The sequence below is a fragment of the Arenibacter sp. P308M17 genome, assembly GCF_003426735.1.
Classification (GTDB): domain Bacteria; phylum Bacteroidota; class Bacteroidia; order Flavobacteriales; family Flavobacteriaceae; genus Arenibacter.
The window spans coordinates 247,995-263,744 of sequence record NZ_QVON01000005.1 but is presented as its reverse complement, the minus strand read 5'-3'; the positions used below and the strand labels follow the sequence as shown (position 1 = coordinate 263,744).

At 46.6% G+C, this 15,750-nt stretch carries 9 protein-coding genes; 2 read left to right on the top strand and 7 right to left on the bottom strand.

From position 1 onward, the window contains the following. The first annotated feature begins 267 nt into the window (after positions 1 to 267). Positions 268 to 3,813: a VCBS repeat-containing protein gene (locus D0S24_RS13830; RefSeq protein ID WP_181938101.1), complete on the top strand. Its 3,546-nt coding sequence runs from the start codon at positions 268 to 270 to the stop codon at positions 3,811 to 3,813. Continuing rightward, positions 3,810 to 5,132, top strand: a complete 1,323-nt coding sequence (locus tag D0S24_RS13825; RefSeq protein WP_117020461.1) for a vanadium-dependent haloperoxidase — start codon at positions 3,810 to 3,812, stop codon at positions 5,130 to 5,132. The genes D0S24_RS13830 and D0S24_RS13825 overlap by 4 nt, the downstream gene beginning before the upstream one ends. A gap of 29 nt (positions 5,133 to 5,161) precedes the next feature. Here the strand turns inward: D0S24_RS13825 and D0S24_RS13820 are convergent, their stop codons facing one another. From D0S24_RS13820 to D0S24_RS13790, 7 genes are all read right to left on the bottom strand, one after another. After that, positions 5,162 to 7,237, bottom strand: coding sequence for a hypothetical protein (locus D0S24_RS13820; RefSeq protein ID WP_117020460.1), 2,076 nt, complete (start codon positions 7,235 to 7,237; stop codon positions 5,162 to 5,164). A 267-nt stretch (positions 7,238 to 7,504) separates the two neighbouring features. Then, complete coding sequence (locus D0S24_RS13815) at positions 7,505 to 8,224, bottom strand: ThuA domain-containing protein (RefSeq protein WP_147321460.1); 720 nt, start codon at positions 8,222 to 8,224, stop codon at positions 7,505 to 7,507. Positions 8,225 to 8,243: 19 nt separating this feature from the next. After that, positions 8,244 to 11,579, bottom strand: a complete 3,336-nt coding sequence (locus tag D0S24_RS13810; protein WP_181938100.1) for a PVC-type heme-binding CxxCH protein — start codon at positions 11,577 to 11,579, stop codon at positions 8,244 to 8,246. A gap of 72 nt (positions 11,580 to 11,651) precedes the next feature. Beyond that, complete coding sequence (locus D0S24_RS13805; RefSeq protein WP_181938099.1) at positions 11,652 to 12,023, bottom strand: cupin domain-containing protein; 372 nt, start codon at positions 12,021 to 12,023, stop codon at positions 11,652 to 11,654. Positions 12,024 to 12,069: 46 nt separating this feature from the next. After that, positions 12,070 to 12,930, bottom strand: coding sequence for a phosphoenolpyruvate hydrolase family protein (locus tag D0S24_RS13800; protein ID WP_117020456.1), 861 nt, complete (start codon positions 12,928 to 12,930; stop codon positions 12,070 to 12,072). Positions 12,931 to 13,199: 269 nt separating this feature from the next. Further along, positions 13,200 to 14,423 (bottom strand): Tm-1-like ATP-binding domain-containing protein, encoded by a 1,224-nt coding sequence (locus D0S24_RS13795; protein WP_220377766.1) that lies wholly within the window; start codon positions 14,421 to 14,423, stop codon positions 13,200 to 13,202. Positions 14,424 to 14,525: 102 nt separating this feature from the next. Then, the gene (locus D0S24_RS13790; protein WP_117020454.1) at positions 14,526 to 15,707 is read right to left on the bottom strand and encodes an aldose epimerase family protein; all 1,182 of its coding nucleotides are present in this window, start codon (positions 15,705 to 15,707) and stop codon (positions 14,526 to 14,528) included. Positions 15,708 to 15,750 lie beyond the last annotated feature (43 nt).

Here is a 15,750-nt window from a genome sequence, read left to right as displayed (position 1 = left end):
TACGCAGGCTGGGATGAACCACCTATTTGACACGTATTGTTGAACAATAGCACAATATGGTATTTCCCAATTTTATGAAATCTATAATTTTACATTCTAACATGTAAACAGTTTGGTATATACCTTTTCTATCAATTAAAAAGGTGGTGACAAGTTTATCCCATAAGGTTCACGAACACAAAAAAGTAATGTATTATGAATAAAGTGAAGCAGTTACATCTCATAATGAATTTTGTAATTGATTTATTTTTAACTAATTATAAACAGATGAAAATTTGTAGAAAGAAGTTGTATTTTAATGTATTGACAATTTTTATCCTCTCAGTTTCCGGTATATCAGCACAGCAAGACGCCACTCTTTTTAAATTGTTGTCTGAAACAAAAACGGGTATTGCCTTTAAGAACCAATTATCCGAAAATGATACCCTTAATATTTTAAATCAGGCAAATATCTATAATGGCGGCGGGGTTGGAATGGGCGATTTCAACCAGGACGGCCTAATGGATATCTACTTTGGAGGCAACATGGTATCCAGCAAATTGTACCTGAACAAAGGCAAGATGCAATTTGAGGATATCACCCAAATGGCAAAGGTTGATGGAAACGGCAGGTGGATAACCGGGGTATCGGTGGTAGATATTAATGTGGACGGTCTACCGGACATCTATTTGTCGGCCTCCTTTAGAGCGGATACCATCCGACGCACTAATCTATTATATATCAATCAGGGGATTAACAAGAAAGGTATTCCCTCATTTAAAGAATCTGCCATTGAATACGGACTTGCCGACAATGGTTATAGTACACAGGCCTACTTTTTTGATTACGACCGGGACGGTGATCTGGATATGTACCAAGTGACTAATGAAATATACGATCCAAGAACTCCTATTAATTACCGGACCAAATTAACGGACGGCAGCGCCAAAAACACGGATAGGTTATATCGCAATAACGGTAACGGTACCTTTTCCGATGTTTCCAAGGAAGCGGGTATAGGATTGGAAGGTTGGGGACATGCCGCAGCCATTAGCGATATCAATGGTGATGGTTGGCCCGATATATATGTTGCCAACGACTTCATTTCCAACGACCTCTGCTATATTAACAATAAAAATGGAACCTTCACAAATCGCCTGGACGACTATTTTAAACACACGGCATGGAATGCCATGGGCACCGATATGGTAGATGTCAATAATGACGGATATGTAGACCTGATTTCTTTGGAAATGCTTCCCGAAAACAATCTTCGCAAAAAAAGAATGCTTAGTGGCAATGAATATTACCACTATATCAATAATAGCCAATACGGCTACAACCATCAATACGTTAGGAATGTACTCCAAATAAATAGCGGACCCGACCAAAATGGCAAATCGGTCTTTAAAGATATGGGATTTATGGCAGGGATTTATCAAACGGATTGGAGTTGGTGCCCTTTGGTCGCCGATTTCGACAATGATGGGCTTCGCGATATAATCATTACCAATGGCCTTCCAAGGGATGTTACGGATTTGGATTATATTGCCTATGGCAATGGACAGAGCGGCAGTTCACAAAGCGCTACTTTGGCCATGACAGATTCCCTACCCGTGGTAAAATTGGCCAACTATGCCTACAAAAATACCAATGGAACCCTCTTCAAGAATGTATCGGAAACATGGGGATTGGACCATTTGTCCTTTTCCAATGGCGGTGCCTATGCCGACCTGGACAATGATGGGGATTTGGACGTAGTCATTAACAACATTAACGGACCTGCCTTTGTTTATAAGAACACTTCCAATTCCAAGGCCGGACATCTTACTATAAATTTTAAGGGACCTAAAAATAACAGCAATGGTGTTGGTGCGTCCGTAAAAATATACTATTCCGGAAATCGGCAACAATATTACGAACATTACCCTATACGAGGCTATTTATCCACGCACGACCCAAGAGCGCACCTTGGCTTGGGAGCAACTAAAAGAATTGATTCGTTACGGATTTATTGGCCTGATGGCATGCAGCAGTTAAAGACCAATATTTCGTTGGGATCGCCACTCATCCTTAACTACAAAGATTCCCATGAGGTAAATTCGTTCCAAAATAACAAGGCGGTTGCAACAATATTCAAGAACACGGCCAATACCCATAATATAAATTTCAAACCAGTGGAAACGGATTTTGTGGATTATAATATCCAAAGTACCCTCCCCCATAAATTAAGCCAGTTTGGTCCCGGGATAGCGGTAGGTGATATTGATAATAATGGATACGAGGATTTTTATATTGGCGGCTCCTCGGACAATCCGGGGGTATTCTTTATGCAGGATGCCGATGCCAAGTTTACCATGGATTCTTCCAGGTTTTTGCAGAAAGAGGATATTTTGTACGAAGATATGGGGGTATTGTTCTTTGACGTTGACAATGATGGAGATCTTGATCTTTATATGGTAAGTGGTAGTTATGAAATCCCTGCCGATCATGCCATTAGTAACGATCGCCTATTTATAAACAACGGTGAAGGCATGTTTGAAAGGGCCATTAATAGCCTCCCTCCCGATTTCACGAATGGATCCTGTGTAAAGGCGGCAGATTTTGATGGGGATGGGGATTTGGACCTTTTTGTGGGCGGTAGAGTAGTTTCCGCAGCCTACCCTGCACCACCAAGAAGTTTCTTGTTAAAAAATGAGAACGGAAAGTTTATCGATATCACCGATGAGTATTTTCCCGGTTTAAAAAACATAGGCATGGTAACGGATGCCTTGTGGACCGATTTTGACCATGATGGAAAAACCGATTTGGTATTGGCAGGAGAATGGATGCCCATCACCTTTTTGAAAAATACGGGATCTTCCTTGGTGGAAATTGAATCGGGAATAGAAAAACGGAGCGGATGGTGGAATAGTTTGGTTGCCGGCGATTTTGATAATGACGGGGATATGGATTATGTTGCCGGTAATTTAGGGCTTAATACCAATTATACGGCCAGCCCAACCGAACCAATGACCATAATCGCTAAAGATATGGACAATAACGGTTCTTTGGATGCCATGGTATTCTGCTATATGAAGGGACATGACGGTAACCGCAACGCTTTCCCCATTGCCTCAAGGGACGATCTGGTGGGCCAGGTCATTTCGATGCGCAAAAAATTTCCTACCTATCAATCTTATGGATTGGCGAGAATAGAGGATATATGGAGTGAAACTGATAAAGAGAACGCCATAATACTGCAGAGTACCGAAATGCGTACTTCCTTTATTGAAAACAAGGGCAATGGCAAGTTTGAAATGAGCCCCTTACCCCTTCAGGCACAGGAAGCTCCGGTCTATGGTATGTTGGCCAACGATATTGATAACGATGGTAATCTGGATCTACTATTGGTAGGCAACGATTATGGAATGGATCCCTATAGTGGGAGGCACGATGCCTTTAACGGCCTTTGTTTAACCGGTGATGGCGCTGGTAACTTTAACGCCATGCCACCCACCAATACCGGTTTTTATGTGCCGGGAGACGCAAAAGGACTGGCCCAATTATATACGGCAAAAAATGAAGCTGTATTAATGGTTACCCAAAACCAAGATGATCTTTTGGTATTTGGCCGAAATAACCCAGACCCCAAAGGTATAGATCGTTGGGTAGATCTCAAAGCGGACGATTTTTCGGCAGAGATTATTTATAGGGATGGCCATAAAAAAAGATTGGAATTTTATTACGGATCTACCTATATGTCGCAATCCTCACGTAAACTGCCCATAGAAAATGATATGGCCCAAATTACAATCATTAATTATAAAGGAGATAAAAGGAACGTATTATGAAGAGGTTATTTTGGACGGGAATAGTAATTATCGGTACGCTAAATTCAATATGGGCGCAGCACTGGAAATCAAGAACGGAAGATGCCGATTTTGTTCATAGGGCCATCAAACAGGTTACGGACGTTATGGTCTATGATATCTATTCGCCCCCGGTCACCAGTAGGACATATGCCTATGTTTCGGTAGCCGCATACGAAACATTGATACAGGACCAAAAAAATTATATCAGTCTGGCCGGCCAATTGAAGGGACTCGAATCCGCCCCAGTACCTGATAAGAACAAGGAATACAGTTTTACCTTGGCAGCAGTACACGCCATTCTTACCTCGGGGAAATCCTTTGTAATTTCCGAAGAAAGGATCGATGATTTTGAAAAAGGAATTCTCCAGGAATTTAAGGATATTGGAATACCGGATGAGGTATTCCACAACTCCCTGGCCTATGGCAAACAAGTAGCCCAACATATCCTAAAGTGGGCCGCAGCGGATAAATTTAAGGAGACCAGATCCCTGCCCCAATACAGTATAAAAAATGACTCCGCTTCCTGGAAACCAACCCCTCCGGCTTATATTAAGGCCATTGAACCTAACTGGAACCGGCTCCGTACCTTCCTGATCGATTCCGCTGCCCAATTTAAACCGGTGGCCCCTCCCTCCTTTTCTCTTGACAGTACCAGTACTTTTTATAAGGATGCCATGGCAGTATACCATCAAGTCCGCAATAATAGTGAAGAGGAGATCGAGATCGCAAAATTTTGGGATTGCAATCCGTTTAAAATGAACGTAAGGGGACATGTTATGTATGCTACAAAAAAAATATCCCCAAACGGCCATTGGATGAACATCACTTCGCTGGTATGTAAACAAGTGAATGCTTCGGCAGTGAGATCCGCTGAGGCCTACGCCTGTCTTGCTGTAAATCTGGCCGATGCCTTTATCAGTTGCTGGGACGAAAAGTACAGGAGTGTGGTAATACGTCCGGAAACCTATATCAACATTTACATCGATCCAAATTGGTTACCGGTACTTCAAACTCCACCATTTCCTGAATATACCAGCGGTCACAGTGTTGTATCCTCCAGCGCGGCCATCATGTTGACCAAGTTGTTCGGGGAGAATTTTGCATTTGCCGATTCTACAGAGGAAGAATTTGGTTTGCCCACCCGCCATTTTACTTCGTTCAAACAGGCGGCCGAAGAAGCGGCCATTAGTAGGTTTTATGGGGGTATCCATTATATGCCCGCCATTGCCAACGGACAGGATGAGGGGTATGAAATAGGGGAGTTTTTTATTGATCGACTTACTACAAGAAAAAAATAAATACTCCTTGGGTTTGTTCTGTGGGTTATTTATTCGGAAAGATAAATAGTCTGCGTAAAAGCTCCGTTAGCGGCTATATCCCAGACCTCTACCCTGGCCCATTTTCTATTTTTCAGATTTAGGGAATGTTCAAATTCCTCGGAACCAAAAGCCCCTGTTTTGCTCAAATCCACCTTTTCCCGAAATATAGTTTTACCGTCACCGGATACTATTTCCATGAAATTCAAGGGAAATGTCCAATTTACCTCTAGACGAACTTGGGCCTCCCCTTCGGCATTCAATTGTAAAGTTTCCCCGGATTTTTTGCCGTTGATGCTAAAGTTTGGGATTAAAACTTCTCCCGTTGTTGAAAAGAACGACCCTGCAGTCATGGCATCAAGAACGGGCTCCCAACCATCCTTAAATTTTGGGAGGGTTTCCAATTTTAAATAATTGATGTTCATATGGGCATACATCTCATTTTCCGAGGTCACCGTAAAAAGATCTGCCTCCACAATAATTTTCTTCTTATCGCCCCAGTTGTTCATATCGTCCAATAGATCCAAAACCCTTGTTCCCAATTTAGGGATGGACAGATCGGCAGGCATGGGTTTCCAGGCGCCACCAAAAAAATAGTCCGATTTAAAGAATTCCTCATTTTTGTAGGCATCGGGATAACCTGTAGATCCCTTAATACGTGGATGGGCCGTCCAGGCCAGTCCTTTTTCCAATTCCAGTAAACGGAGCATATCATTTTTATCTTTTAACCTATAGACCTTTCCATACTTGCTATGGGGAGACATAAAGGGTTTATTCTCCTTATTGGACATTATCCAGTAGACCGGGCTTGGAAATATGGACATCCAGTGTCCACCAAGAAACTCGTTTGGTTCTTCACCTGGCAACAACAGGAAATCCCCATCGGACAATCGCCCACATTGATCAAACAGTGCATACAATTCCTTTAAACGAAGCTCATCAGGTCCTTTGGGGTGTGCCGTATAGTGAAACTCTCCCAAATGAACAATATCGACCCCCATATTTTTAAAAACATCCACAAATTCCGGCTTCGACGGTATGGCCGTATCCTTCATTACCACGTTCATAATAAATTCATTATGAAAATGGCTTGCCATAGTTTTGTGTCCATCTATAGGAACATATTGGTCGTTGTGAGTATACTTTTTTACATCCTCCAATAATTGGTCGGCCGGTCCTCCTTCAATTAGGCAAAAGAAATTTAACCGCTGTTCACTTCCCGGAGGGGCGTTGAACCAAGGCACAAATCGATGATCGCCCTCAGGATCGTGCCTTATGCCCAAACCGTACTTGGCAACCATACCCCTATAATTTGGCCCATGCCAAACGGACTTTAAATTGAATGCTTCATCAAGAGGATAAAAATATTGGTGCGGCGGTGGAAAAACAGCAATGGCTCCCTCATTTCCGTGACCAATAATAGTACGGTATTTTACGGCCAGGTTGGTACTGGTATCCACAACGGATTCCGCTTGCACAAATTGGTCCTGCAAATTGGCAAAGGAAACTTTGTTCCAAGGTTTATCCTTAACAAGACCTGCGTCATAAAAGATTGCCGTTGCATCTTTTTGTGTCGATATCAAGGCAGCAATATTAAAAAGTGGAATCCCGTTATAAATGGTAATTTCCAAGGAGCCTTCAAAATTTGGTGCACTTACATCACCGATCCTTATATAGGTACGATTCCCGTTTTTAGTAATGACCGCCTTTGTCTTACTGATGTTCAAAACATGGGAAGTATAAGGGCGGTCGGGAACCTTATCGAAAAAGATGGTCCAACCGTTTTCCGGTTTCAACGTACGGCTACCGCTGTTTAAAAGGAAAACAGGATCCACATTTGAAGATATGGTTTTAAATTGATCGTCCTTGCCCATGGCAATAGAGTGAAATAGGGGCTCTTTCTTGTCCAGATTGATTACCAATTGGCAATTATCTCCATTGTCCAAAGGCCAAGTCACTTGAAGATTATTTTTATCCAATACTATATCGGTACTATTTTCATTGGGATTTTCCGGTAATACCACAGGTATTTGGGCATTTAAAAAGAGGCCAAAGAGTAGTATACCAACATTTAGGAAAGATTTCATTTGTTGCGGTGTTTTTGATTTATGTGTTTAGGGCCTGTTAATAGTACACATTCAAAGTGCCCTTTGAGTCTATTTTCCGCCTCTCTTCGTTATTTTTTCCTCATTTGGCCCTGCCAAAATCGTTAAAAAATGCCTTGATAGCCAATAAATATCCTAAAAATTCATCTTTTCTGGTAGTGCCAACAGGCCCTGTCCGTTCAAATTGGGCAAATAGTATACAACCCTTATTTAAATAAAGTTCTTAGGGTATTGGGACGGTTCAATATTTTAATCTACCCAATCCAAACTATTTCTTAATATGGTTTTGTAGGCTTCGTGCCCATGGGCCCTTTCGTCATGGCCCAGAGTGTTCCCAACAATTTTTGCTTTGGGATGCTTTACGATCCATACCGTGGGATATTCCTCTCCAGATTTTAACCCCCTGCTTACTGCCAATACCTCTATTTCTGCATTGGGATCTTTTTCCCAGCGATATAGTTCATCAACAATTCTAAACTTGGATGGCACTCCTTTCATTAAAGGATGATCGGGTTTAATTACGTTCACCTCAAATTCTTGGAGTTCCTCGTGCGATCTGGAACCGCCGCCAACCAACTGCTGGTTGTATTCCGGCCAATCCTTCCAATTGTACCACGTACTGGGGTGATAAATCAAAAGATTTAAATTACCGGCATTTACCTTTTGGAAAATTGCGCTTTTAACATTTGCATCCAAGGGTTGATTATTGGTCAACATGAGTACGTCCGTATCACCGATAAGTTTCCCCAATTCTGTATTGTCCTCGGTATAATTCACAGTATTCTTTCCTTTTTTATTTAGGATTTTTCCATCGGCAATACCAAAGTATTTTCGGAAATCGTGGGAACCTCCACCTCCCATTACCACAATTTTTGGGGCGTTCTTTTTCTTGGAGATATAATTTCCATCTTGGGCCGTTCCGTTAAATGCAACGAACAGTAACATTAATAAAATTCCTGATTTTTTCATTTTTCTTATTTTTTTTTCTTTATTTCTTGGCAACCCAGTCCGCACTGTTCCTCAATATGGTTTTGTAGGCCTTTAGGCCGTGCGCCCTTTCGTCATGCCCCAAGGTATTGCCCACTATCCTTGCCTTGGGATGTTTTACGGTCCATACCACGGGGTATTCCTCCCCGGATTTCAGCCCCCTGCCCACAGCCAGTACCTCTACCTCCGCATCCGGGTCCTTCTCCCAGCGGTAGAGTTCGTCCACGATCCTAAAGTTTGAGGGAACGCCTTTCATTATAGGGTGATCGGGCCTTACCACCCTTACTTCAAATTCCTGTAGATCTTCATGGGACCTGGATCCACCGCCTACCAGGATTTTGTTGTACTCCGGCCAGTCCTCCCAGTTGTACCAGATACTGGGGTGGTAGATTAGCATGCCCATGTCCCCTGCATTTGCCCGGGCCATAACGGCGTTCCTGGTATTTTTGTCCAAAGGCTTGTTGTTGCTCAGTAGCAGTACGTCCGTTGTCGGGAGCAGGCTCCCCAGTTCCATAGGGTTTTCGGTATAAATTACGGTGTTCTTCCCGCCCCCGCTAAGGACCTCCCCATCGGCGATTCCAAAGAATTTGAGGAAGTCATGGGAGCTTCCGCCGCCCATGACGGAAATTTTGGGGGCATCCCTGTTCTCGGAAATATAGGAGCCGGGGGCCGTTACCACGATGACCCCCTGCATCATGCGCCAGTGCCCTGGAAAGGTGCACACATAGGGATAGATGCCCGGGGTGTCCGGAAGTTTAAAAATTACGGACCCCGTAACGCCCGGTGCCAACATATCGGTGGCGCCCAGTACGTACCTCGATTTGGGCACATAGCCCATTTTCTCGGCTTCCGGATTTTTCAGGAACCCGTCCACCATGGCCCCGAAGGTCTCCAGGCTGCCGGGCTGGACGACCACCAGATTATGGGACATCTGGTCCTTATTGTTCAAGACTATTTCTACGGTCTGACCGGCGGTGGCATGGAGCGTCTTTTTGTCGAAGGCCATTTCCTGGTTTACGGTATTGAGCACAAAGGTGACATCGGCCCTGATCTTCCCGACCTTGCCTATGCCCAGATCGATGAACTGGTTCCCCCCGGTATTGGTACAGTGGACGGCGATAAGGTTTTTGCCCTTTTTGAACAATTGCCCCTTTTCGCCATCGAGCTTTATGTACTTATAGGTCTCGGTGGAGCCCGCTTCCGCGATCAAAAGTTGGCCGTTGACGTAGACCTCGTAATCGTCGTCGTGGGCGATCTTCAGTACCGGTTCGGGTATATCGTCCGTTATGGGCACTTCCTTCCGCATCCAGATATCGGGGCCGCCCCATGGGGTATTGACGTCCTCCATATTATCGCCCCCGAACTTGGCCGCCCCCTTCTTCCAGGCCGAATCATCGAACCCCGCCTTCGTCCAGTTGTCCGTCGGCTTGTTGGTAGTATACTTCCAAACGGACCTTTTTTCCTCCGCCGAGGGGACGACCATTTCGACCGAGGCAGGGTCCACCGCCTCGGAGTTGGATTCCCTGAAATAAATTTTAATGGCCGCATTGATCCATTTGTCCGAGGTGACCGCCGTATCCCGGGCAATTTTTTCTATCTCCGCATACAGGGCGTTCGATTCCGGCAGTTCCCCCGCCCGGAGCAGTGCCGCCAGCCTGACCCGTGGGTCCGGACTGCCTACAAGGCCGGACGAAGCCAGAATTTCACTGCTTTCCACAGTGGCCGGCAACAACGCCAGTGCCGCACGTTTTGCGGCATAGGAGCCATTGGCCAGTGCTTTTTCTACCACCCCGCTTGCAGCGGCATTGGTTCCGTTAAGGGCCCCCAAACCTTTTAAGGTCCACAGGGCGTGCAGGGCGCCTGCGCTGGAACCGCTCTTGTCAATGTTGCCGTTGTCCCCGGCCAGTTCTATGAGGTCCGGTATAAGGGCCGTTTTTTTGTTCTCCACTATCAATCGTTGCGCCGTGGTCCGCCAGAACATATTATCGCTTTCAAGCGCTTCCAGCAGTGCCCCGTCGTCCCCGGGGTCCAGGGAAGTAATGTCCGGACCCTCGCCGTCCTCGTGCACGATGACGTATATCCTGCCGTGGCCATAGTCGCGCAACTTATTTTTATGGGCGTTGCCCTCGCCCTTGTCCGCGTTCCAGATCTGGTTGTCCATCCCCCGCTTGTCCGGGTTGTGCTGGATCACCGGGTTGTACCAGTCCGCCACCCACAGGTTCCCATCGGGTCCGGTCTCCGCGAATACGGGGGCCGTCCAGGCATCCGTACTGGCGAAGATGTTGCCGCCGTCCTCCTCTTTGTACCCCGCCCCGTCCCTGACTATTTTGGCAATATGTACCAAATGTCCTGTAGGTTCGCAAACATACATCTGATTTCTATATTCCTCCGGATAGTTCCCCGCCGTGTAGAAATTGGCGCCGGAGGCCGCGGTATATCCCCCGCGGACATCCACCTGCTGCAGGGGAACGGTATCCACGGGGCTTATTTCGTAGTGCCCCTGGATAAAATCGGCATTGACCGCCCAGGACGGCAGTTTGTCCAGATAACCGTAATGTTTTAAAGGGATCCCCACATAACAGCAGTGGTTGTTGTTGGCCGTGGACCCGAATATCTCGAAGTCCTCGTTGAAGCCGAGCCCCCAGGTATTGTTGTTGAACTGGCCCACGGGCTCAAAATAGGAGCCGTCCCTGGCAAACCTGTAGACGCCCATCTTGAATTCAACGGGTTTTCCCCCGAACCGGTTCTCAAATCCCGAATACCCCACCGAGCCCCAGATCATGTTGTCCGCCCCGTAGCGCAGGTTGGACGGCCCCGCATGGGTGTCGAAGGTCCCGAAGCCTTCGAACAGGACGGTACGCCCGTCCATTCTGTCGTCCCCGTCGGTATCCTCCAAAAGGACCATATCGGGGGCCTGGGCCACAATGGCCCCGCCCTTTACCAAGGTGATCCCCGTGGTCAATTTTTGCCCCGTGGCAAAATCGGTAAATTTATCGGCCCTGCCGTCCCCATCGGTGTCCTCGCAGATGGTGATCCTATCGCCCCCGACATCGTTGGCCAGTCCGTGGGGATAGTCCTTGGACTGCACCACCCACAGCCTGCCCCTCTCGTCCCAGGTAAAGGCTATGGGGTTGATGATATCGGGTTCCGCTGCAAACAATCTGGCGCCAAAGCCCTCGGGAAGCTGGATGTGCTTTTGGGAATCCTCGGGGCCCAAGGGGTCCTGGACCCTGGGGTCCTCCCCCGTATAGGTCAGGGGCGGCGGGGGCGCCTTTTCCCCGGAACAACTGGACAATACCATCGTTGCACAGAACAACAGTGAAAGGTAAGCGGTCATATTTTTCATCTTTAAAATTTCAATTTCGATTTTTACGTTATAAATTGCCCCGGCCGCGCCGGGTTTTGGCCGTCAGATCCGGGGACGATATTCCGAATAGGGGGCGCTTTCGCTCACGTCCACCGTGCCCGCCTCCCATCCTTCCGGCGGGGACAGGATGGCCAAAAATTCCAGATCGCCCTCCCCGGCGTTGAAGGTGCCGTGGGCCACGTTGGCCCCTATATAAACGGAATCGCCCGGGCCCAGCAGCTGCATTTCACCTTCTACCCACTGTTCCGCGGTACCTTTCAGTACATAGAGGATCTCGTGCATCCCAGGGTGCACGTGGAAGTTGTGGCCCCCGCCCTCGGGCATTACCACCTTCACCATATAGGAACCCGCCCCTTCCGGGGCACCCGGACGGTAGTGCCAGTAATGGTCCCGCCCGAAGGCCGTTTCGAACATTTGGTCCCTGTCCTTTACGAATTTCCAATCCCTGTCCATAAATATACTAAAGGGTCAGGGCCTTGAATTCCCTGGTCAGATCGGTCAGGGACTGTTCGATACCCATCCGTTCCAAAGAGGACGCCCCCACAAAGCCGTGCAGGCCCTTGCAGTGCTCCAGTACGTACTTCACGTCGGCAGGGGTGTTGATCGGTCCGCCATGGGCTAGAAGGAAGGTATCGGGGTTCGCTTTCTTTACGGCATCGACAATGCGTTGTGTGCGCTCCAGGGCATCGTCCATGCTGGCCGTGGCGCTGGTGACCCCTATGGACCCCCCCACCGTGGTCCCCACATGGGCGATGACGGCATCGGCACCCACACCCGCCATCTGTACGGCCTCCTCCGGTTTCCCTACATATACGATGGAGAACAGGTCCATTTTGGTGGCCAGGTCCACCATGTCCACTTCTTTTTGAAAGCTCATTCCGGTTTCCTCAAGTACCCTTCTGAAATGGCCGTCTATAATGGAATGTGTCGGGAAATTATTGACCCCCGAGAAGCCCATGTCCCTTACCTTTCCCAAAAAGTGCCACATCCTTCTTCTCGGGTCGCTCCCGTGCACCCCGCATATTACGGGAATTTCCTCCACTACGGGCAAAACCTCGAACTCCCCGATCTCCATGGCCACCGCGTTGGCGTCACCATAGGCCATCATCCCCGCCGTGGAGCCGTGGCCCGACATCCGGAACCTCCCCGAATTGTAGATGATGATCAGGTCCGCGCCCCCCTTCTCTATGAATTTCGCGCTGATGCCCGTGCCCGCGCCGGCAGCTATAATGGCCTTTTTTTGGTCCACCACTGCCTGCAGCCTGTCCCTAACTTCTTGTTTTGTGTAAGGGTTCCCCTTACCTGTCCATCGATTTGGCATAATTCCTATTATTTTTTGATTTAATTGTTTTTCGTTTAAATTTTTAAAAGCTGTTTTTTTTTAAATTTCTTGACATTTTATATTTTACCTCACCCGTCCCGATAGCTATCGGGACTGCCGAAAAAGCAGTCACGACCCTGCCTACCGGCAAAGGCAGGCCCGTCCGAACGATCCGGGCGGACTCTCCCAAGGAGAGGTAAACACGTCCGAATGGCACGGGCGGGCCCAAGCCAAGGGTTGGAAAATCTTTAAATTGATATTTAATAACATCAGGGTTCTTTTAATAATTCCAGTAAGTGTTTTACGGCATGTTCAGCAAATTCCTCGGAATCGATATTCGACAAAACCTCCTGTATCCTGATATTTTTATTTGCATGGGCTTTGATGGAACTGAACAATTCCAGATCTATCGCCGGATTGTGAAAAACTTCCCCCGGCCCACCAATTTTGGATAGCCCTCCCATAGGAAGCAATACAGTGACAGGAGCCTGGGACCTATTTATCTTTTCTGCTATACCCTTTCCCAATATTCTGTTCTCTTGTTCATTGGTCCGCATAAGGGTTACATCCGGTGCCCAACTAAATAATTGTCTGTCCCTATATTTTTCCGGAACGGTTTCCATAGGGCCAAAGTTTACCATATCCAAACATCCGGGCACTACCACTTGGGGAATCCCTATTTTGGACGCAGCGGTCAACCGGTCCGGTCCCGCACTACATATTCCCCCGCAAAGCTCATCGGCCAATTCGGTAGTAGTAATATCCAGTATGGCACTAAAGCAACCATCCAAAGTAAGGCCCTCCATGGTTCTGCCCCCCACCCCAACGGAATGGAAAGTTAGAACTTCATAACCTTTGTCCTTCAATAATTGGGTACACTTATCCACACATAGGGTAGTATTCCCAAAAACACTAATGGCAATGGAACGGGCTTGGCCCCCATTATCCAATAGCGGGACCTTGGCCATGGCAACAATGGCAGCTGCCCCTTGGTTCATTACCACCTTACTGATACTATTTAGTCCGGCAACATCAACAACAGATGGCATCAAAGTGATATCCTTACTGCCTATATGCATGGACAGATCTTTGGTAGCCAAGGTACTGATGCACAGTTTTGGAAACCCAAAAGCTAAGGTCTGCATGGCCTTTAGGGCTATAAAAGTACCTCCACCGCCGCCCATGCCTATAATACCATGGGCTTTTTTCTTATTGTAAAGATCTTCAACAATAGCAGCGGCACCATTCCCCATGGCTTCAATAGCCCTGCCGCGATCTTTATTCTCCCTAAGATCGGTCAGGGTACTGCCCCCTTTCAATGCCACCTCATTGGCCTCATAATTTACTGGAAACAAATCGGTAGAACCCATTACCCCTGTATTGATGGCAATTACCTTAACCCCCAGCCCTTCAAGACAACTATACAGATATCCAAAGTCGTCCCCTTTGGTGTCGAAACAACCTACCATTATGATACTTCTATCTTTTTCCAAATTTCTATTACTTTGTTAGCTCATTATTGTCCTATAAAAATCTTTAGGCCTTAATGGTTATCACAACACATACTGATGGCCATTATCAAATACTCCCAAAACCTATCTAACCGTAAATTTATATTCAGAAACGGTATGGTAAACCTCCCCCGGCCGCAATGTAATGGATGGAAATTCCGGTTGATTCGGAGCATCTGGAAAATGCTGGGTTTCCAAACAAAAGGCAGTCCTATAATCGTCTTTGGCACCTGATTTCAAAGTATTTTCCGAGGCCATAAAATTACCACAATAAAATTGGATTCCAGGCTCTTGGGTATATACCTCCATTACAATACCAGAGGCATCCCCTACCACGGTAGCGGCACGATTCATACCATTGAACTTGGTACCATTTAATACAAAATTATGGTCGTACCCTCCTCCGAACTCCAATTGCCGATCCTCTTCCCCTATGCGTTCCCCAATAGTATGGGGCTCCCTAAAATCGAAAGGTGTTCCCTGAACGTCTTTCAATTCCCCCGTGGGTATCAGCCCCCGATCTACAGGTGTAAATTGATCTGCGTAAAGCTGTAGGGAATGGTTTAGGATACTCCCACTGCCTTCCCCGTTAAGGTTAAAGTAGGTATGATTAGTCAAATTTACCACTGTGGTTTTATCCGTGGTGGCCTCATACTCCATTCTAACAGTATTGGAATCGGTCAAGGAATAGGTCACCTTCACTACCAAATTCCCCGGAAACCCTTCCTCCATATCAGGGGAGGTATATCTCAAGACCAGGGTTTTGGGGTTGGGCTGTTCGGCATCCCATACCTTATCCTGAAATCCGTGTTCGCCACCGTGCAGGGCATTTTCATTATTGTTAGGTACCACAGAATATGCGGTACCATCCAAGGAAAACTTACCTTTTGCAATTCGGTTGCCAACACGGCCTATGGTTGCTCCAAAATAGGATTCGGCCGATTCCACATAGTCTTTAATGTTGTCATAACCAATGGAAACATCCACTAAATCACCATGTTGATCGGGCGTCCAAAGGGCTACGATCCTACCTCCATAATTGGTAATGGCCATTTTTAAATCCTTATTTTCCAACCAATATAGCTTTACTGGTTTTCCATCAATGATGGTGTCGAAATTCTTCTGCTGCAAAGTGTTTTCCACTGCTGTCCGTGTATTTATATTGGCCGTTTCAGGATTTATTTCCTTTTTGTTGGTATTCTTACAGGCCATCAGCGCCATTACAGCTATCATAAGCCAGATCCGACTATAATTTATTCGCTTCATTTATTAATTATTAAAAATACATCCATTCAGGTATTAGTGTCTG